The organism is Bacteroides intestinalis, assembly GCF_003464595.1.
Classification (GTDB): domain Bacteria; phylum Bacteroidota; class Bacteroidia; order Bacteroidales; family Bacteroidaceae; genus Bacteroides; species Bacteroides intestinalis_A.
Map to the genome: position 1 here is coordinate 350916 of NZ_QRZF01000003.1, position 21085 is coordinate 372000.

Here is a 21085-nt window from a genome sequence, read left to right on the forward strand (position 1 = left end):
TTTGGTGTCTTAGTAGTAAGTCTGATTGGATGTTAACCTTGGTCAACAGGCTCGTTAATGACGGTCAACAAGCCGATCAACCAAGGTTAACAAGCCTGTTGACCAAGGTTGGTGTCCAATCATTGACTATGCCTGTAAACGGTTTACACTCTCTAATAATCTCTTCCTGATTCATTGTACAGAAACCTGAAAGTCTTCCTGGTTTGCTTTACATTACTTCTTGATTCTTCCTGTTTTACTTTACAGTCTTTTCAAAGAGTTCCTGCTTTGCTATACACCGCTATAATGTTTGACAAATAGTTGTATATAAGTACTTTCATTGTTTCAAAGTTAAATAAATACGATTAAATTACCAACTACATATTATGAAAAACACCGCGGCGGTCTGCCTGCGCGGCTGGAGGCGCGAAGCCTCCAAAGAGCGCAACATGCAGTCTTCTCATTTCTGCGGGCGTTTTCATCCCATTGCTCATGTGTGGGCGTTTATTGTTGTAGAAATCAACGATTCCTTCCATAATGCTCTGCGCCTGCTGCATATCTTTGGGACGTTTCATTTTGTAGAGCCACTCCTGCTTGATGATACCGTTCATCCTTTCAGCTATGGCATTATCCGTTGGATTTCCATCCTCTGTCATGCTGATGGAGGCGCCCACTTCCTTGAGTCTTTCCACATACAGGTTACAGCAGTACTGTGAACCACGGTCCGAATGATGTATGAGTGAGCGCAGGTCCAGTCCCTGTTCCCGAGCGCTGTCGATAGCATCATTCAAGGCGGAAAGGGTATGGGAAGCCAAAAGGCTGTCAGAGAGCTTCCAACCGACAATCTCATGAGTGAAAGCATCGGTCAGCAGGTGCAGATAACAAACACCCTCATCCGTATCGATGTAGGTGATGTCCGCTACCCATAGTTCACCGGGAGTCATGGGCCTGAAACCTTTAATAAGGTTCTTGTACTTACGATAGTTGTGGTTGGAGTTAGTCGTATGTCGGCGCCGTAAGGGGGCAAGCATAAGATGTTTGCGGTGCATAAGTTCGTAAAAACGGTCACGCCCGAGCATCCTTGAACCGAAAATGTCACGCAGAATCAAAAATAGCTTGTAAGCGCCAATTCCAGGAGCTTGAGAACGTAGCTGCGCCACTACTTCGACGATTTGGGACTCCAAAAGAGAACGTTCCATGAATTTCTCACGGCTTATACAATAATAGCCTTCACGAGTCTTGCCAAACAGTCCGCTCAGGCAACGGACAGACAAATCCGAATGCCTGAGACGAAGGCTGTCTACTGCTTGGCGCCAACTTTTTTTAATAAGTCGATACCATATTCTTCACGACCGATCTTCAGTAACTCTGAAAGAGCCTCATTGCGAAGTTCTGAATACTCCAAAGCTTTACGAAGACGGGATATCTCAGCTTGGAGAGACTCAGCACTAGTCAAGGCTTTCAAATCTTCTTCTGTACGTTTCTTACGCATTGATCTCAGTTTGGTTAATAACTCTTCGGACAAAGATAGGGATTCCGGATGATTTTCAAAAAGATTCTTCCAACGACAGAGGCTGCCCCGATTGATGCCGTAACGAAAACTGGTTACAGATAAGGACTCACCACTTGAGTAATGAGAGCTTAGAACCTCAAATTGAAAAGAGGGATCATAAGCTGAACGATTGATTACTTTTTTCTGTTTCATATTACACCGTTTTTAGTTAAATAGGTGTAAACCATTTCTGTATTAAGTCATAATGCTTGATGTGAAATAAATAGATGCATCGTTCTGATACGGATTGACTGCGATTCAACTTTTAAGTGAGACATCTTCTTCTCCATTCCGAGGGAGAACAACCATATCGGTTTTTAAAAGCTTTGTGAAATGCAGAAGGGCTGTTGAAGCCTGTATTATAACAGATGTCTTCTATTTCTGCATTCGAATCTCTTAAAAGCATTTCTGCTTTTTCGATACGAAGTGACGTAAGGTATTGAAGGAAACTACATCCATATTCTTGATTGAAATATCTATTTAAATAGGTGGAATTGACTGCCACTTTTTGAGCAAACTGCTCCAATTTTATTTTTTGATCATAAATGAATTCTGGTGTTTGTAATAGTTGGTTTATTTCATCGATCTTTTGAGGAGTCAAGTATACTTTGGAGTTTTTCTTACCATTTATGAGCACCTCTTTTTCTACGACATCTTTTTCTGATTTGCTTTCTAGTTGTTGATTTAGGGTATTCACTGGGAACGGTGATGATGTTTCCCGATAAATACGTAGCTTGAGCTTTTGTTTTACGAATTGGTGTAAGAGAGAATTATAAAAGATATATCCACTTAATACGCCAATACAAAGGTTGTATAAAAGATTGCAGATATATGAAGAAGTGAACATATTCAATAAGAACATGAAGAAGAACCCTGATATTAGGATGCTTTTTCTTTGAATATCGGAAGCTGATTTTAGGAATATACAGTCTGTTTCATTCATATTTCGCAAGAGTAATACGTAAATGAAAGTCTGTGTGATCCCTGTTATTATACACGTTAAACGGAAAAGTGTCCACCAAGCCGGGAACGATGATAGAATTTCAGCCCAACTGTAAGTTAAGCGATCTGCCACCGGACTTAAAACTGACATCAATATGTAACAACACGATAAGACCATCGAGGGTAACATATGTTTCCACCATTGTAGCTTTTGGGGAAATATTCCGGTAATACGGAAGCGGATAAAGAAATAGAGTAAAGGAGGGAGAAAAGTCAGTCCCCAACAGTATAGGGTGGGTAAGAGGGATGTTCTCTGAAGCAGGAAGAAATTTTCGTATAATGTGCTATATGACGTTAATCCCCAGTATATTAGTAGGATTGGTGCTAATAATATGCTCAAATCCTTTTTATGCTTGTTTCTCCAAATCAGAGAGATAGAAGCAAGACCTAGTACAGCCCAAGTCAGCAGAAAAGTACAAATAAGTAATGTCTTTAATATGAAAAATGGCATGATATTGTTGTTCTGTTGCTTGCAAATGTACACACAAAAGTCCGAAAAGAGTGATTTTATTCTGCATTTTTTTAAAGTTTGGTAATGAAATGTTGGTAGAAAATTGTTTCCTTTGCCCCCCTAATCTGAGGGTTACTATATAACGCTCGTTAGGTATGTAAATTACCATCTTGGGTTGTACAAATGAATAATTGTTACAGGGGCTATATATTAATTGCTTTTTGGGTTTGTTCGCTGGCGGTATATGGACAGACTGAAATGCAGGCTATAGATACTCTTCGCAACATCCGGTTACAGGAGGTGATTGTTACTGCTACTCAATCAAATGCTCCGGGAACACGTTCTGTCATTGGGCAGGATGCTATTCGTCATATACAGGCTACTGATCTTTCTGTCTTATCTCAATTACTACCCGGTGTTCTTGTCCGCAATCCGGATCTGAATGCTCCGGCTGCCTTTACCATCCGCAGTGCAACTTATGAAAATACGACTAATGCTTTAGGGACAGCCATAGTGGTGGATGGACTCCGCATGAATAATAATGCCAATATGCAGCAAATGGGACTTGAAGGTAGGGGAAGCCTCTTTAATAGCACGGTGTTATCCGGTTTCGACGTGCGTTCCTTGTCTCCATCTTCTGTGGAGTCGATTGAGGTGATACGTGGTGTTCCTGCGGCACGTTATGGAGATGTGACCAGTGGGGTTGTTCTGGTTAAGTCGAAAGCTGGGATACAACCTCTTACCATCGGTATTCGTCTGACAGCTACAGAGAAACTTGCTTCTGTGGGGAAGGGCATTGCGATCAGTAATAATGGGGGAACTCTCTATTTAGGAGCAGATTATGCACTTTCAAATCAATCGCCTCAAGTCTTTGAAGAATCTTTTCAAAGATTTGGAATCCAGGCGGCTTATGCGAAGGATTTCCGGTCGGCTACTTTGCGTCTTAATATGCGTGGTTATTGGATGAAGGACAATGATAAAAGAGGGCAGAATACAGTGGATGGTGAATTTCGGAAATATCTGGATCAAAACATATCTTTTTCTGCTAACGGACAGTGGAATTTGAATCGTTCCTGGATTTCCAATCTTGAATATCAGCTAGGGTTTACGTATGGGAGCCAGAAGAATGAATCCAGTACATATTATTCGGGAACACAGCAAGTCACTACCTATACCGCACAGGCAGGTGAACATGCCGGAGTGTTCTTGCCTCCCCATTATTTCTCTCAGTTATCCGTTGAAGGCAAGCCATTGAGCGGAGATGTATCGTTGACTGCCAATCACAGAAAAACGATGGGTGAGAACATCAGTAACCATTTGCAACTGGGACTTCATGCTGAAGTGGAAGGGAATCGTGGAAAAGGAATAAGTTTCGATCCTCTTCGTCCTCCCTTGGAAATGCTCAGAGTGCGGACAAGGTCTTATCGGGATATACCTTTATTATATAAGTATTCTGCTTTTGCTGAAAATCACTTTATTCTCCGTTATGGGAAGATGCGGACCGAAGTGCAGGCGGGAGTACGTTTTACTCAGTTGCCGACTCAGCGTCTACAACGGAGCTCTTCTGTTGATCCGCGTATCAATCTTTCCCAGATATTTATTGATAGGACAGATGATGTTTTTCTAAGTCGTTTCAGTGTACGTCTGGGGTGGGGATTGATGCATAAGATGCCTGTACTTGCTTATTTGTATCCCGATAAATCGTATACGGATATGAATTGCTTTACGTACAATGATGCTGAGAATAATCAGCGTCTGACCGTCATGCATACATTTATAACTGACCGTAATTTTAACTCCGACTTACGTTTGCCTGTTAATCAGAAGTTTGAAATAGGGGTGAATTTCCGGATAGGAGGTGTTACTGCAGATGTGGTATGGTTTAAGGAACATCTCAAAAATGGCTATTGCACCTCCCAACTTGCCGAACCTTTTTCCTATCGCCGCTATTCCCCTTTGATCAGTAAAGGAGAACAACCGGAATTGACGGATGAGGGTGTCATGAATGATGGTGAACTTCTTCCATATACTTTGAATACTACGTTTGCTACCTATTTATCACCCCAGAATGGTATAGAACAGGAGAAACAAGGTGTTGAGTATACCATTGGTCCGATTCATTCAAAGACGCTGCGTTCTTCATTTTACATAAGTGGCGGATATCTGGATGTATGTGAAAAGAATACGGCACTTTCTGCCTTGCATCCCCAGATAGAAGTGAATGGAAAAGCTTACCCTTATGTAGGTATTTATGAAACAGGGCCTTCTGTTGCGAATACTCAAATCTGGCAACAATTGAATAGCCGGTTTCAGTGTGTTACTCAAATTCCCAGAATTGGTTTGATCACGAGCTTAACGCTTCAGGCTGTGTGGATGGATAAACAACAGCGGGGAATGGAGAGCCGGTTTAATAACCCTGTGCACACGGACAGTAATAATCAGAAGTGCCTGAATCCGGTTTATTATATAGACGGAGAGGGAAACCAGCATCCTTTCACGCCAGAAATGGCGACGGATGAACGTTTTGCTGATTTAGTGATCAGGGCGAATACAACTACCGCTTTTCTGAAGGACTCGTATAAACCTTATTTCTTGTTGAATCTTCGGGTTACTAAAGAGATAGGACGTCATGTTTCGGTTGCTTTTTGTGCTAATAACCTGCTGCAATCCAATCCGAAACGATATCGGCGGAGTATACAGAAATATGCAGTTGTGAATCCGGATTTATATTATGGTGCGGAAATTAGTATCCGCTTTTAAAATTAGTATTTGTATTAAATTTTAGATATTGAATGAGAATGAAATATTATGTATTGTTTTTCTTCGTGTTATTCCTATGTGCTTGTACCGGGGATGAGAATAGTTCTTCATGCTCTGTGAGTGTCCAACTACTTTCTCCTACGGATGAAGTGACCTTGCCTTTTGAAGAGATGGAGGTGGTATTGACAAATAAGGATCAAGGTACGGTTTATACCTCTTCATGTGGTTCTGATGGAGTAGCTCTGTTTAATGTGGAATATGGATATTATACAGTTGCCGTACATTATCAATCTGCTTCCGGAATTATTTTCAGTGGAAGATTGGAATCTTTGTCGTTATTGCCCGAACAGGGTGAAGAAGTGATGAAAGTCCAGTTGCAACTGGCTCGTTCTAAAATAAATGCGTTGGTCATTAAAGAGATTTATTATGTGGGTTGTAAAGGAGAGTTGGGAGCAGATTATCAGGCTGACCAATATGTTACACTCTATAATAACTCTGATGAGACTGTATATCTGGATGGATTGTGTCTGGCTTTGGTGGATCCGATGCCAGGTATTGTATCTCCTTGGGTGAAATATACGGATATGAAACGGATTCCCGTTGCTGATATGACCTGGCAATTTCCGGGTAGCGGTAAGGAGTATCCTTTATTGCCCGGAGCGGAAACTACCATTGCAACGAATGCTGTAGATCATACCGGAGGCGAATATCAGCATGCTAATTCAGTTGATTTATCTAAAATTGACTGGGGATTCTGGCATGTAAGTTTGAGCAAACAGAGCATAGCACCCGGTGTGAAACCATTGAACCTGCTTTTAAATCTTAACTCGACCGCATGGATGTATTCATTTCCGGTAGTTGGCCCCACATTCATGATATTTGGATTTGAAGGCATTAGTGCAGAGGAATATATAAATAATCCATTGAACAGGGAAAATAGGCCCCAAGCTTCGAATAAGACTAAATTCTATTTGATGATTCCGAAAGAGTGGGTGATTGATTGTGTGGAGTGCGTGGAAAATGAAGCCAAGCTTGCCAATAAGCGTGTGCCTAATGAACTGAACCATGAACCTGTGTATATTCCGGAAGGAGATTATTCCGGGAAATCGTTGATACGTAAAAGTGCAGCATCAACCAACGGGCATTTCATTTATCAGGATACGAACAATGCGGCAGAGGACTTTATCGTATCCGAACCGTCTTTGAAAAAATAAGCAAGCAACTATGCGGAGTACATTATTTATTTTATGGCTTCTGTCGGCGATTCCCGTATATGCGCAGTCTGATTCATTGCATATCTATTCTATGCAAGAGGTTTATCAGCAGAATAATTGGCTGACAGGAGCTAATCCGGTAGGAATGTCATTCAACCGTTTCCGCTCGTTCTCTGTGGCGGAAGTGGGGTATAGGTTTGAAGATGGAAACTTTGGTAATGTCAGTTTGCCCGCTTCATCCAATAAGTATGCGGTGTTTGGTGAATCTTACCAGACTATAGGTAATGTCTCTTTATATGGAAAAATAGGATATGTGAATAACCGGAAGCAAGAGGTGAATTGGAATGGGATGACCGGTGACTGCTGGCGTGGAATAAATCTTTGTGACTCAGTGAGTGGCGATCAGCGTTCGGAACAATACCAACTGTCCGGTGCATTTTCATTACCCGTTTCTTCGCATTGGCTGATTGGTTCGAGGTTCGATTATTTAGTTGACCTGAATGCCAAGGATACAGATCCCCGGAATGAAAACCAGTGGATGGAGTGGAAAATAACTCCCGGAGTTGGTTATGAGTGTGGAAGTCATCGTTTGGGTGCTTCCATATTTTATGGCAATCGTAAAGAAACGGTGGACTATCAGAATATAGGTACTCATACGGCATATCCTTTCTTTGTTTCTTATCCGTTAGGGTACTTTAAAACTTTGCCTAAAGGAGAAAATATAAAATGGTATTATTCTGCACAGGAGTTCGGAGGATTCTTACAAGAAGAGGGAGTTTATGGATGCTTCCGGCTATTTCAACAGATAGGAGGGAACCTTGTCAGACAAAATATAGTAAGTGACCGTATACAAAACAAGAAAGAAGGTGAAACAGATGGCTGGAAACTGGATTATAAAGGTATAGGTTCATTAGTTTCTCCATTGAATCGCCATGAATGGAGTTGGAAAGTTTTGTTTGACAAGTCGGATAGTTATGATCTTTTGCAGCAGCAGGAAGAGAACATGGGTACATGGCATTCTTTGGGGAAGGTTCTTCGTTCTACTTCCCGTATTAATGAATATGGGTTGACTTATGGTTACTATCGACTTTATAATGAGTGGAATAGTCGTTATTCTATCGTTTCGGGAATTGACTTTAAGCAGACAAAAAGTCAATTGCTTTTTTATCCGGCTGAATATACGCAAACTGTGCACCGTTTTACTGCATATTCTACATTTACTCGGAATTTCTTATTATCTAATGCCCGAATTGATTTAGCTATTGGGGCAGAGTACGGTAAAGGAGGTGGAACTATGATAGCTGAAAAACAGTTGCAATCAGGACAGAATACGCCCGCAATCAAATTATGGCAGAATATGGATCGGTTGGAGCAGGAGTACAATTACTTAACAGAGCTCAGATGGGCATTATATTTGTCTCTAACTTATACTCATACCGTTTCTTTTACTTGGTTTGCCCAATTGACGGCGGGGTATGAAAATGCTTCTAAAAATCTTTTTAATTCAAATAAGGAAAATATTTCTGTACAAATAGGATTGTTTTTCTAAATAGATTCCGTAGTTTTGAAGCGACTAACTAAAAAAACAATAGAATTATGGAAAAAAAAGAAATTTTGGATAATCAGAAATCAGATCCGAGACCTGTTGGTAGATGGATTATTTACATTGACAAGTGTACGGGATGTGGTGAGTGTGTGGATGCATGCAGTTTAGGACTTCTTTACATAGAAAAAGAGAAAGTTAAAATGAAAGAAGAAAGATATTGCAGTCAATGTGGAGATTGTGCCAGTGCTTGTGCATTTAGGGCAATAACTTTTGTATAATTCTACCATATGAAAAATTTCTATCTATTTCTTTTTTTATTCTTATGCGGTGCTTGTTCAAACCTTGGTAATAAAGATGCCTTAGATACAGAATTGTCAAAGGTACCGATATTATCATCTTCTTTTGATTCTTTATTATCTGAAGTAGAATATTTACCTATTAGGGATAGGATTGAATGTATAATTAAAATATCGCATAAAAATGAAGAAGAAATAGATGGAGTAAAAAAACAAGAGCGACTTTTAATGAAGGTTTTACCTTTTACTTCTGGTAGAAAAAGGAAAGAAGTTCTAATTCAATTAGTGAGAACCTGTAGTAGTTTGGATAGATTTGGTGTTTCTGGCGCTTATTCTAAGGGGCTTAAATGGATAGAAATGTTAGAAACCAATCATTCACTTTCACAAGAAGAAGAGTGGCAAGTAAATGAGATGAAAGCATTATTGCTTAACAGATCAGGTTATCAAGAAGATTTTCTTCCTGTTTGGTATAGATTATTGAAACAGTATCGTGAGGCTGATAAACCGGAAGATGTAGGTAAGTGTCTTCTAACTATAGCGAGTCATTTTGTGATGTTGGAAGATTATGAAAATGCCTTGTTACTATATAAGGAGGCATACCAGTTGGCCTTGGAACATAAATTCATGGAGCTACAACAAACCTCTGGCATTATGTTGATAAAATATTTATGTGGGGCAGGATATTATTCGGAATCATTGGATTATTATAAAAGAATTAATCCAGAAATAGCGTTTAATCCTTCAATACAAAATGAAGTTGTAAAAAGCTATATGGAACTTAATAAACCTGATAGTGCACGCATGTATTTAGTAGAAAGATTATTGGTAGAAAAGGGGAATAAATTTGTTCTAAACTGTATGATGGCCGAAACTTATATTCCTGAAGAGCAAGATGATTCCGCTTTTTTGTTTTTGGATAGGGCTATGACATCTTATAAAGAAAAGACTAAGAATTATCAAAGAAAAAGTAAAGAAGCTACATTACTTCCTCACTGTTTTTTATCTCCTTGTTATTTATTTGCCGATTTATTGTGGAAAAAAGGTAAGATTCAACAAGCGAATCAATATTATACGATTGTTGAACCTCTAATGAAAGAAATAGTCAAGACTTCCATGCAAATGGAGCTACAAATAAAAGCCCTTACCAATTTTAGTTCTTTCTGCCGTGAAACTAAGCAATATGAAAAGGCTCTGGATTTATTATCTCGACGAGATTCTGTTCTGCAAACGTATTTGGAATTTAAAGCGAAGAACGATAAAAAAAATTATGCAGAACGTTTAAAGATTCAGGAATTGAAGCATGAGCTTAATGAGAGTGAAGATGTAAATAGAATAAATACACATGTGGCTGCAATTTGTATTTTTCTCTTGGTAATTTCTGTAGCAGCTACATTCAAGTCCATATCTATGTACCGTAAGTTGAAGAAACAAGGTGCTGTAAATTATAGACTTCAAGGAATGATTAAGAAATGCGATGAAGGAGATATGCCTAAATCACATTCTGTATCTATGGATCAATATGAACTTTTATTCTGGCAAGCCTTACATAAAGTTCGTGATGAACAATACTTCCTTAAAAGTGACCTTACGATAGAGACGTTGGCTGATGTACTGAATACGAATCGTTCTTATTTATCGGTTAGCATCAATAGATTCTGTGATAAAGGCTTCAGTGTTTGGCTGAATAATTTCCGTATTCAGCATGCCGAACAACTGATGAGAGAAAATCCTTCAATTGCCCTTAAAGATTTGCCGGAGCAGTGTGGTTATGCAACCACTGGTACTTTTGTTCGAAACTTTAAGAGGTGTCATAACATGAGTCCAAGTGAATTTATGAATAAACTTCTCATTGAACAAACACTTCCTAAAGTAGAGAAGACTTTTCAGTAAATTGATTATCTTTGAGCACACTAAATGATTCATAACTTAATTATTCTATATCAATGAAAACAACTATTTTATTACCGGTAATCAGTCTTTTCTTATTCCTTGCATCTTGTACGAATCCCAATGATAAGAAAGTAAATGATCAAACTTCCGAATCCTCTGAAAGTGGTGTAACCTCTACTGATTGGCAATCTCGTTACGATAAACTTGAAGCCTCCGATTTGCCCGACAATGTGATTCAACTGATCGGTAAAGAATGGATGCTTGTAACGGCAGGTGATGAAAGTTCCTATAATACAATGACTGCCAGTTGGGGTGGTATGGGATACATTTGGGAACGTCCTTCTACCTTTATTTTTATACGTGATACCCGCTATACTTATCAATTCCTCCAACAGCATGAGAGTTTCACCCTCAGCTTCTTTAATGAAAAATATCGCAATGCCTTGCGTATATGCGGTACAATGTCAGGAAGGAATACGGATAAGGTGAAAGAGACCGGACTTACTCCTCTAGAAACTCCTTCAGGATCAATGAGCTTTGAAGAAGCACGAATGATTATTGAGTGCAAAAAGATGTTTGTTCAGGAGTTGGACTATGCCAGCCTGACCGAACCTTATAAATCAAAAATCATGGAAGAAGCTTATAAAAACGAACCTTCCAAACATCAAATGTTTATCTCAGAAATCGTCAATATTTGGATTAAGAAATAATATTCAACGAAATTTTGGTCAATTATTCCTTTTCATTGGTAAAAGACCAAAGTGTTTTTGGCCAATTCTTGGAATTCATAGTCTTTTCTGTATATTTGCGCCCGCATTTTCTTAAGTATCACTTATATATAATTGTCCCTATAATCAGAATTTACTAAACTAGGTAGAGTTTATGGAGAAAATAAACGCAGTAATTACAGGAGTCGGAGGATATGTACCCGATTATATCCTAACCAATGATGAAATTTCTAAAATGGTCGATACCACCGATGAATGGATTATGGGGCGTATAGGCATAAAGGAAAGACGTATTTTGCATGAAGAGGGACTGGGTACTTCGTATATGGCCCGCAAAGCTGCCAAACAGTTAATGCAACGTACGAATTCTCAACCGGATGAAATTGATCTGGTGATTGTCGCTACTACCACTCCTGACTATCGTTTACCTTCTACAGCCTCCATCTTGTGTGAGCGACTGGGATTAATGCGTGCTTTTGCTTTTGATGTACAGGCGGTTTGCAGCGGTTTCCTGTATGCACTGGAGACGGGAGCAAACTTTATTCGCTCGGGAAACTACAAGAAGATTATCGTGGTAGGGGCTGAGAAAATGTCTTCAATCATAGATTATACCGATCGTGCCACTTGTCCCATTTTTGGTGATGGTGCGGCAGCCTTCATGCTGGAACCTACTACAGAAGATTTAGGTGTAATGGACTCAGTGCTGAGAACGGATGGTAAGGGACTGCCTTTCCTACATATTAAAGCAGGTGGCTCTGTATGTACTCCTTCGTATTATACGCTGGATAATCACATGCATTACATTTATCAGGAAGGGCGTACGGTTTTCAAATATGCCGTAGCCAATATGGCTAATGCTTGTGAAGCTGTCATTGAAAGAAAACATTTAAGTAAAGACGATATTGACTGGGTAATTCCACACCAGGCCAACCAGCGCATTATCACTGCTGTAACGCAACGCTTGGAGATTCCAACCGAGAAAGTGATGGTTAATATAGAGCGTTATGGTAATACGAGTGCCGCCACACTTCCGCTTTGTATCTGGGATTTTGAAGATAAGCTAAAGAAAGGCGATAATCTCATCTTTACAGCATTTGGGGCAGGGTTTGCCTGGGGTGCTATTTATGTAAAGTGGGGATATGACGGAAAAAAGGGATAGTAGCCCGGGTTACTATTCCCTATAACTTTTCTTATTATAACAACCCGGATATACAAATAGTTTATCCCATCATCTTTTGCCAAACCTTCATTTTATTTCTTTTTTTGAGTATCATATATATTGAAGTTATTATAAAATATTATCTTTGTGGGGAATCATTGCATGACAACACATTGTTAACCATACAATAACTTAAAAAACAACCAACGTATGAATCATGAGCTATCGATGAGCGCCAACCAGCTGGTGGCTGCTCTTCAAAAACCGGCTTCCGAATTTACGAAAGCAGACATTATTTCTTATATCAAGGAGAACGATATTCGCATGGTGAACTTCATGTATCCCGCAGCAGACGGGCGACTGAAAACATTGAATTTTGTCATTAACGACGCTGCTTACCTTGATGCCATACTGACTTGTGGTGAACGTGTAGACGGATCAAGCCTTTTCCCATTTATTGAAGCGGGCAGTAGCGACTTGTATGTAGTTCCGCGTTTTTGCACAGCCTTTATCGATCCTTTTGCTGAAACTACAACACTTTCCATGCTTTGCTCTTACTTCAATAAAGATGGCGAACTTCTGGAAAGTTCACCGGAATATACGTTGCGTAAAGCTTGCAAAGCCTTTACTGACGTAACCGGAATGGAATTCCAGGCTATGGGTGAATTGGAATATTATGTGATATCAGAAGATAGTGGACTGTTCCCTGCCACTGATCAACGTGGCTATCATGAATCTGCTCCTTATGCCAAGTTCAATGATTTCCGTACCGACTGTATGCTGCATATTGCAAAGGCGGGCGGACAGATCAAATACGGGCATTCCGAGGTAGGTAACTTCACGCTTGACGGTAAAATCTATGAGCAGAATGAAATTGAATTCCTGCCGGTACGTGCCGACTTGGCTGCCGATCAGTTGATGATTGCGAAATGGGTTATCCGTAATCTGGCTTATCAATATGGATATGACATTACGTTTGCTCCGAAAATTACAGCCGGAAAGGCCGGTTCAGGATTGCATATCCATATGCGTATTATGAAAGACGGTCAAAACCAGATGTTGAAAGATGGTGTACTTTCTGAAACTGCCCGTAAGGCTATTGCGGGAATGATGGAGCTTGCACCTTCCATTACAGCTTTCGGTAATACGAATCCTACTTCTTATTTCCGTTTGGTGCCGCATCAGGAAGCTCCGACAAATATTTGTTGGGGTGACCGTAACCGTTCCGTATTGGTACGTGTTCCGCTGGGATGGTCGGCAAAGACAGATATGTGTATGCTGGCTAATCCGTTGGAAGCTCCCAGCCACTATGATACTACACAGAAACAAACTGTGGAAATGCGCTCTCCGGACGGTTCTGCCGATTTGTACCAACTGATAGCCGGATTGGCCGTAGCATGTCGTCATGGTTTTGAAATTGAAAATGCTTTGGAGATTGCAGAAAAGACCTATGTGAATGTGAATATTCATAAGAAGGAAAATGAGGATAAGCTGAAACAATTGGCTCAACTCCCTGATAGCTGTGCCGCTTCTGCCGATTGCCTGGAAAAACAGCGTGCTATTTTCGAACAGTATCATGTATTTAGTCCTGCAATGGTCGATGGAATTATCAGTAAATTGCGTTCCTATGAAGATCGTACCTTACGTAGTGAAGTACGTGACAATCAGGAGGAAATGCTAAAACTGGTTAATAAGTATTTCCATTGCGGATAAAGCATAATTTGTAGACAAAGAGTTAGGGTAGTGTCTTTAGTATTATCCATAATAAAGTAGGAGAGTGTATCAAAACTGAATAAAAGAACGCGAATTACACAAATTACGCAAATAACAAATCCGATAAGCTTTGACTATCAGAAGTATAAAAAAACATTATTTGTGTAATTCGTGTATTTGTGTTCTAATCTTTATTTTGACACACCCGCTCCGTTTTTTATATAGAGTTTTTGTGTTTCTGTTTTTACTTAATATACACTTGCCGATTGAATAACTATCTTTTCTAACAGCTCCTGCATTTTCCCTATAACCGGTTTTTTATCAAGACCGTATTCTGCACCCATCACTCTCATTTGCGGGAAAGTACTCCATACACTACCGTTCTTGTCTTCCCAGACAGATATCTTCAGTGGTAATTCAATGGAGATGCTGGGATTTTCCTGCATTAATTGGGTTCCCACTTTGGGTGAACCGAAAACGATAACCTGGTTCGGACGAAGTTCAAGACCTACCTCTTCAGCATTTTTGCCATGGTCGAATTTAGCGAATACAGGTATCCCCATAGCCTTCAGAGTCTGTTCGATGCGGGTCATTGTTTCTGCTACGCTGAACTGGCTTTCGTAGGTATAGAGCAGGTTATCATTGGCACCTGTTCCCATCTTGTTGCTATCGAAGGCAGCAGCAATTTTGCGTCCCAGGTTTGTCAGGTCAACCCCTTCTTTATTGGCAAGCAGAGTTACGCATACCAGTTCCGATGCATCCGTAAAGCGGCTTAGGAAAGCTGAATGTCCCGATACGCTTCCTTTTATATCCATCAGACCTTTGTGATTGTAGAACTGCCAACCGGCTATCGCAGAAACAACCTTTCCATTTGCCAGTTTTGTAGGCTTATAGATCATGTCCCGGTTTCCCGGTTTAGCTATCAGTACACCTCCGGCAAGGCCGATGTCCCAATGGCTGACATTTTCGGCAGATGCCCATATATCAGAAAAACCTTTCATTGAGGTGGGGCTGATAACAGGGGCGGTAACTAATTTTCCATCCTTTTCTATATATCCTGTAGTCGTCTCTGACGGGTTGATGTAGTCTTTATCTTTCTTGAAAGTCTGGTGTACGTTAGCAGTCGTTGTAACATCTTCTTGCTTTACGCTGGCTAAATCCTCTCCGAAATAGGTCTGTTGCAGACCGAGGTAATCTATCTGATACTTCTTCACGAAGTTGTGATACGACATCTTGCTTATTTTCTCAATAATAGAAGTCAGCAACAGGACGTTTGTAGCACTCTGCTTTACGTCTGTACCCGGTTCAAAAGCCAGTGGAATAGTTTCTACCGTTTTTATCAGTTGTTCGGGTTGGTAATCGGCAGATACGTTGAAGCCCTTTTGCGAACGGTAGTCGGCAATGCCCGAACTATGTTGCATCAGCTGGAGGATACTGATATTTTTCCAGTTCTCCGGAATATCCTTAAAATACTTGCCAATAGTATCGTTCAGGTCCAGTTTGCCTTTCTCATATAACTGCATGATGGCTACTGCTGTGAAGCCTTGCGAAATAGGACCGATGGGCCAGAGTGTTTTTGCAGCTGCCAGATTCCCTTTTTCGAAATCTGTTACTCCGTAGCCCACTACACGCGGGATGTAAGGTGCCTGCACAATGGCGAGGGTCATACCCGGTATGCCTTGTTCTTCCATGAACTCGTAAATCATTTGGTCGATAGCTTTTCCCTGATAGGCTACATGCACATTGCCTCTGCCTTCCTGCGGCAGTTGATTTTCATACTTTTTCATAATTGTTCCTCCGTCTTGTGCTAAAATCGTTCCCGAAATCAGCAAACCTGCTAATGTTATTAATTTCTGTTTCATATTATTTTTCGTTAGAGTTTTATTCTTGTTTTCTGGTGTTGCAAAGGTAGGCGGTTCCATTGGGGTGGAAGATAACGATATCACACGTATAGTTTGCAATTATTCCCGATTGCAGGGTATTCCTGCTTTTTCATGAAAGAATAGTGACCCGGGTGAAACAATATCCCCAAAAGGGCTTGCTTTTCCAGTTGATTTTAATAGATTTGTTGTTTACTCAATAAATTGATTATAAAACAGGGCTTTATGACATCAAATGTGAAATCTTTAGTCTATAAAATGAATATAGTGGTTGACTGTAAAGATGCAGGAGTTTTAGCAGAATTTTACAGTAAACTGCTGGGGTGGGAGCTGACACATCAACGTGCGAATGGTTGGGCGGCTATCACTTCTCCATCCGGTATGGTGATGGCGTTTCAGGAGATTGAAGAGTACCAGCCACCTGTATGGCCTTGGAAAGAAGATAAGCAAGGACAAATGCTTCATCTTGATTTCTATGTGGAAAATCTGGAGGAGGCTGTGGCTTATGCCATTCAGTTGGGAGCCCGGCAGGCAGATGAGCAGTACTTCAGGACTTCACGAACGATGTTTGATCCGGCAGGACATCCTTTCTGCCTTGATACGGAAGAGGCTGAATAAATACACAAAACAGTTACTGAACAATAAAGAATATACCATGTCCGAAATTGCGAACTATTTCCTTTATAGAAATGCCGAAGGCGAAACCGGTTTATCCGCTAACAGCATTGACGACCTGAATCTGGATGACTTGTTTGCCGAAATTGATTATTGTCATTCCAGTATAGGCAGGCAGTATTTGTATTATCTTCTGCTATCGGATAAAACCTCCGGCATGGAAAAGCAGGAAGCACTTCTGTCTTCATTGGCAACTCATACGGAGTTGCGTACTCTTTTAAGCAATGCACTGAAAGAACTGGATAAACCGGATGCTTATTCCATCGTATCCATTCTGGAAAATGATAATACAGGGATTGGTGCCAAGGAGATGGTTCTTATTAATATCTGTCGGTTTCTGCCTTTGCTGTTTCTGGCTCTGATGCTGCTCACTCATTCGGGAGTGTTTCTTACTTTATTTGTCTTTTCATTCGTGGCAAATGCAGTGTTGCACTATCGTAATAAGGCGAAAATCCAGAGATACTTTTTCTCTATACCTCAGCTTCTGAAGATGATAAGGCAGGCGGGAAAGCTGGCGCAGAATAAGGAGTTTATCTCTGTAGATCCTTCTATCACGACTGACTTGAAAGCTGTGGAAGGTCTGAAGAAGTATATCTCTTATTTCCGTTTCAACCTCAGTCTGGATAATGACATGGCTATTCTATTTTATATGGCAGCGGAATTAATCCGGGTATTCTTTCTCCACGAAGCGTATGCGGTAGGCAGAACTTTTCATCTGTTGAAGGAGAAGGCGACGGCTATTCACAATGTTTACCGCTTCATCGGTTTTCTGGATTCTATTTTGTCTGTTGCTATCTTGAGGGAGGAGCTACCTTATTACTGTCTGCCGGGAGATAACAGGGCAGGGGAGCGATTGCGTACACAGGCTGTGTATCATCCTCTGATAGAAAACTGTATTCCGAACGATATGGTGCTTCATGAGAAATCGGCATTGATAACCGGTTCGAATATGGCAGGTAAGACCTGTTTCATGCGTACGATAGGAGTGAATCTGTTGGCAGCGAAAACACTTCATACTTGTTTCGCAGAAGTCTTTGAGATAAATACCGGAATTTCTCTTCTGTCCTCCATTCACCAGGGAGATAACCTAATGGAAAATAAGAGTTACTTTATGCAGGAAGTGACGACTATCAAAGATTTCGTAGATGAAAGCGGTCATGGGAACCATCTCTTCCTGCTCGATGAATTGTTCAGAGGAACCAATACCAAGGAGCGGATAGCGATTTCGAAAGCTGTGCTTTCCTGGTTGGTGAAAAGTGATAATCTGGTATTTGTATCTACGCACGATCTGGAACTGGCCGATATGCTGGAAGATGAATACGAATTATACTATTTCAGCGAGTCGGTGAAAGACGGTATCCTGTCATTTGATTACAAACTGAAACGCGGAGTTGCGACCGAGCATAATGCAATTAAGATATTGGAGATTTGCGATTATCCGGCTTCGTTGGTGAGTGAGGCTCATTCAATCACAAGTATATAATGAAAAACAGAGAGAGTGTAGGTATGATATCCCGCCTCCCTCTGTTTTGCAATAATGAACAGATTGATTACTTCTTAGCTTCATCAGCCATAGAGTGCACTTTGCCTTTGATGTCATTGGCTTTTTCAGCAATAACAGATGTTTCATTGGCTACTCTGTCAGCAACTTTTTCTCCGGCATACAATGCCTTTTCTTTAGCAGATTCGATCAGGCATTCGGTATGTCCTTCAATTCTGTGCAGGGCATCGAATACTTCTGCTTTCATTTTTTTTGCTCTTGCACTGCGGGCAAAGCCATAAGCCAGTGCTCCAAAGATTGAACCTATTCCAAGGCCAATCAAAAAGTGAGAATCTTTACATGTCATAATTAAACAGGTTTAATGGTTAAAAACTAAATTAATGTTCTATTTTGGTCAGAGAACAGAGTGCACAAGGCATTAGTTCAACGGGGAGGGAAAGAATTACTACTATTTCACAATTTATGAGAATCAGGAGTTGAATTAACTCTTTCTTGTAGGGTTATGAATATAATTTTAGGCGCGGATTACGCGGATTACACGGATTCTTTTCCTGTAATATAGTGCGATAGCGCAGCCATTAATCCGTGTAATCCGCGTAATCCGCGCCTAAATCATTATCAGCATTTAGTTCATTACTTTCCCGTTATGGGTAAAACGATGATCCAGTATGATAAATATTCTGTAAATCGGTGGTAAATGTTTACAAAGTAAGATCTCCTTGAGATCAATCGTATACATAGGGTATCTCAGTATGATACTTAGGGTACCTCAATATGATACTTAGGGTGTCTCAGTCATATACTATGATACCATTATTATAATATGTCTGATAATCAACTGTTTATGAAGTATTTCTTTAGCGTTGATAAATTGTGACAAATGCCCTGTTTAAAATGATGAATTATTTCCTTTTATATCGTTATAAATCAAATTTAATACCAGATTCGTATAATTTATAAATATTCTCTTGTCGGATTCCTTTAGCTTTATCTTTGGCGCTCATAAACATTACTACTGCACGTACGTTCTGTGGTACAAGCAGTTTTTTGAATCATGTAATTAAAATCAATGCTTTATGAATGTAGAAAGAAAAAATGCGAAAGATGACTTACGGCTCTACATACCGGAAGTCATCGGGATGCTGAAGCGGGAAGGAAAGTTCCCGGCAATGCATGTTTATGCTTGCACGCTGCGTTCCTATGAGAAGTTTTGTGCAGAGGAAAGGCATCCGAAAAACGCCACTGCTTCCCTGTCCATGCAGGAGATTTTCACCCCTGAGAGGCTGAAAGAGTATGAGGGCTGGTTGGCTGGACAACAGTCCAGTCCGAATACGATCTCCACTTATATGCGTACATTGCAGGCGGTATACAATCGTTGGATGTCACCGGGCATAGAGGGGTACAATCCGGTGCTGTTCAAGGATGTTTATACGAAAGTGGAGTCGCGTACCAAGCGGGCGCTGACGGCAGAGCAGATGGAGCAACTCAGGAATACGGACTTTAGTGTGCTGACACTGCGTCAACAGCAAGTGCTCACCTACTTCTTGCTGATGTTCATGTTGCGCGGTATGCCGTTCATTGATCTAGCACACTTGCGGAAGTCGGATTTGAGAAATAGGCGCATCACTTACCGTCGGCACAAGACGGGGAAACTGATGGTGGTGGATGTGCCGCCCGATGCGATGAGGCTGTTGCAGAAGTACAGGGACAAGACGGATTCGGAATATTTGTTCCCGTTGCTGCATGGTGGCTTGTTCATGGAGGAACATCACCACCGTTATCAAGAAACATTACGGCACTTCAACCGGGAGTTGGCGCGGTTGATGAAGCAGTTATTGCCCGGTGTTTCCGTAAGTTCGTACACCGCACGCCATACATGGGCTACACTTGCTTATCATAGTGGTGTACCTGTGGGACTGATAAGCCAGTCGTTGGGGCACTCGTCTATTCGGGTGACGATGACTTATCTGAAACCGTTTGATGCGGAGGTGATAGACAGAATAAACAGGCAAGTGATTTCCTTGGTGAAGAAAAGTAAAAAAAAGAAAGATGGCAGATTTAATATGCTGTATGGCACTTCGTTGAGGTGAAATTACTTGCATAGTAACGGCAAATAGCAGCTACAAAGTTGCGTCTTTTTTGACAGAAAAGCAAACAAACCCTAACAAAATATGAATAAATCTTATATCGGACAGCAAAAACAATATTAAAATTAGTCCCTAATACATACAGCTTTCGATTTTTTATCCCAGCAGGCAAAAGGAATCGTGTTTCCGCTTTATCCTTTGAAAGTGGAATGCTTCTTTACGTACCTTATTATCAGGAAAACTTCTTTTTACCATAAAATGATACCGTCTGAAAACGCCTTTCCGGTCTGCATCAAATGGTAGCTTGCCGTTACTATGCAAGTAATTCCAACAAACGCATTAATTATACTGTTTATGAAGAATATAGAACTTCCCATCAAAAGAGGAGACCGTGTGTGGGTGAAGGTTTATAATGAACGAAATGGCTCATTCACTTCGCGTATGGCGGAGGTTATATCTATATTGCAAATGTATGTTTCCGGGGCAGATGTACCGTATGTAGCATTGCGTTATCTGGACGACCGCAGCTATGGATGTATTCCTTATGAACAAGTCACCGAAGTCTGCGACGAGTCTTTTTCTGAATAATGACACTGTAGTTTTGTTGATACTAATAGCCCTGCTTTCTTCATCCGCCAGTATCGTCTGACAA

17 protein-coding genes are annotated in these 21085 nt (G+C 40.6%); 12 read left to right on the forward strand and 5 right to left on the reverse strand.

Going from position 1 to position 21085, the window contains the following annotated elements:
• Nucleotides 1–356 precede the first annotated feature (356 nt).
• The 3 genes from DWW10_RS06040 to DWW10_RS26360 form a co-directional block, all read right to left on the reverse strand.
• The gene (locus tag DWW10_RS06040) at nt 357–1253 is read right to left on the reverse strand and encodes an IS3 family transposase (RefSeq protein ID WP_182021359.1); all 897 of its coding nucleotides are present in this window, start codon (nt 1251–1253) and stop codon (nt 357–359) included.
• Nucleotides 1254–1279: 26 nt separating this feature from the next.
• Nucleotides 1280–1684 (reverse strand): hypothetical protein, encoded by a 405-nt coding sequence (locus tag DWW10_RS06045; protein WP_118420950.1) that lies wholly within the window; start codon nt 1682–1684, stop codon nt 1280–1282.
• A 112-nt stretch (nt 1685–1796) separates the two neighbouring features.
• Complete coding sequence (locus DWW10_RS26360) at nt 1797–2474, reverse strand: helix-turn-helix domain-containing protein (protein WP_259320429.1); 678 nt, start codon at nt 2472–2474, stop codon at nt 1797–1799.
• Between the two features lie 693 nt (nt 2475–3167).
• On the opposite strand from DWW10_RS26360, the gene DWW10_RS06055 reads away from it, so the two are divergent.
• The 8 genes from DWW10_RS06055 (at nt 3168) to DWW10_RS06090 (ending at nt 14290) form a co-directional block, all read left to right on the forward strand.
• The gene (locus DWW10_RS06055) at nt 3168–5744 is read left to right on the forward strand and encodes a TonB-dependent receptor plug domain-containing protein (protein WP_118420952.1); all 2577 of its coding nucleotides are present in this window, start codon (nt 3168–3170) and stop codon (nt 5742–5744) included.
• 32 nt (nt 5745–5776) lie between these two features.
• Nucleotides 5777–6958, forward strand: a complete 1182-nt coding sequence (locus DWW10_RS06060; RefSeq protein WP_118420953.1) for a DUF4876 domain-containing protein — start codon at nt 5777–5779, stop codon at nt 6956–6958.
• Between the two features lie 10 nt (nt 6959–6968).
• Nucleotides 6969–8507 carry a DUF6850 family outer membrane beta-barrel protein gene (locus DWW10_RS06065; protein ID WP_259320430.1) on the forward strand — a complete coding sequence of 513 codons (1539 nt, stop codon included), beginning with the start codon at nt 6969–6971 and terminating at the stop codon, nt 8505–8507.
• Between the two features lie 47 nt (nt 8508–8554).
• The gene (locus tag DWW10_RS06070) at nt 8555–8782 is read left to right on the forward strand and encodes an ATP-binding protein (protein ID WP_118420954.1); all 228 of its coding nucleotides are present in this window, start codon (nt 8555–8557) and stop codon (nt 8780–8782) included.
• Nucleotides 8783–8791: 9 nt separating this feature from the next.
• Nucleotides 8792–10690: a helix-turn-helix domain-containing protein gene (locus DWW10_RS06075; protein ID WP_118420955.1), complete on the forward strand. Its 1899-nt coding sequence runs from the start codon at nt 8792–8794 to the stop codon at nt 10688–10690.
• 53 nt (nt 10691–10743) lie between these two features.
• Complete coding sequence (locus tag DWW10_RS06080) at nt 10744–11400, forward strand: flavin reductase (RefSeq protein ID WP_118420956.1); 657 nt, start codon at nt 10744–10746, stop codon at nt 11398–11400.
• 172 nt (nt 11401–11572) lie between these two features.
• A complete protein-coding gene (locus tag DWW10_RS06085) occupies nt 11573–12577 on the forward strand; it encodes a beta-ketoacyl-ACP synthase III (protein WP_118420957.1) in 1005 nt (334 codons plus the stop codon).
• A gap of 210 nt (nt 12578–12787) precedes the next feature.
• Nucleotides 12788–14290, forward strand: coding sequence for a glutamine synthetase family protein (locus DWW10_RS06090; protein ID WP_118402180.1), 1503 nt, complete (start codon nt 12788–12790; stop codon nt 14288–14290).
• A 248-nt stretch (nt 14291–14538) separates the two neighbouring features.
• Here DWW10_RS06090 and DWW10_RS06095 read toward each other — a convergent pair whose 3' ends face one another.
• The gene (locus tag DWW10_RS06095; protein ID WP_118421026.1) at nt 14539–16152 is read right to left on the reverse strand and encodes a serine hydrolase; all 1614 of its coding nucleotides are present in this window, start codon (nt 16150–16152) and stop codon (nt 14539–14541) included.
• 243 nt (nt 16153–16395) lie between these two features.
• Between DWW10_RS06095 and DWW10_RS06100 the strand changes: the two genes are divergently transcribed.
• Both DWW10_RS06100 and DWW10_RS06105 read left to right on the forward strand, forming a co-directional pair.
• Nucleotides 16396–16788: a VOC family protein gene (locus tag DWW10_RS06100; protein ID WP_118420958.1), complete on the forward strand. Its 393-nt coding sequence runs from the start codon at nt 16396–16398 to the stop codon at nt 16786–16788.
• A gap of 37 nt (nt 16789–16825) precedes the next feature.
• The gene (locus DWW10_RS06105; RefSeq protein ID WP_118420959.1) at nt 16826–18328 is read left to right on the forward strand and encodes a MutS-related protein; all 1503 of its coding nucleotides are present in this window, start codon (nt 16826–16828) and stop codon (nt 18326–18328) included.
• Between the two features lie 67 nt (nt 18329–18395).
• On the opposite strand, the gene DWW10_RS06110 is transcribed toward DWW10_RS06105, so the two are convergent.
• Nucleotides 18396–18692 (reverse strand): hypothetical protein, encoded by a 297-nt coding sequence (locus DWW10_RS06110; protein ID WP_007213302.1) that lies wholly within the window; start codon nt 18690–18692, stop codon nt 18396–18398.
• Nucleotides 18693–19422: 730 nt separating this feature from the next.
• On the opposite strand from DWW10_RS06110, the gene DWW10_RS06115 reads away from it, so the two are divergent.
• Together DWW10_RS06115 and DWW10_RS06120 are read left to right on the forward strand one after the other, a co-directional pair.
• Nucleotides 19423–20436 (forward strand): tyrosine-type recombinase/integrase, encoded by a 1014-nt coding sequence (locus DWW10_RS06115; RefSeq protein WP_118420960.1) that lies wholly within the window; start codon nt 19423–19425, stop codon nt 20434–20436.
• Between the two features lie 351 nt (nt 20437–20787).
• Complete coding sequence (locus tag DWW10_RS06120) at nt 20788–21021, forward strand: hypothetical protein (protein ID WP_022391614.1); 234 nt, start codon at nt 20788–20790, stop codon at nt 21019–21021.
• The last annotated feature ends 64 nt before the right edge of the window (nt 21022–21085 follow it).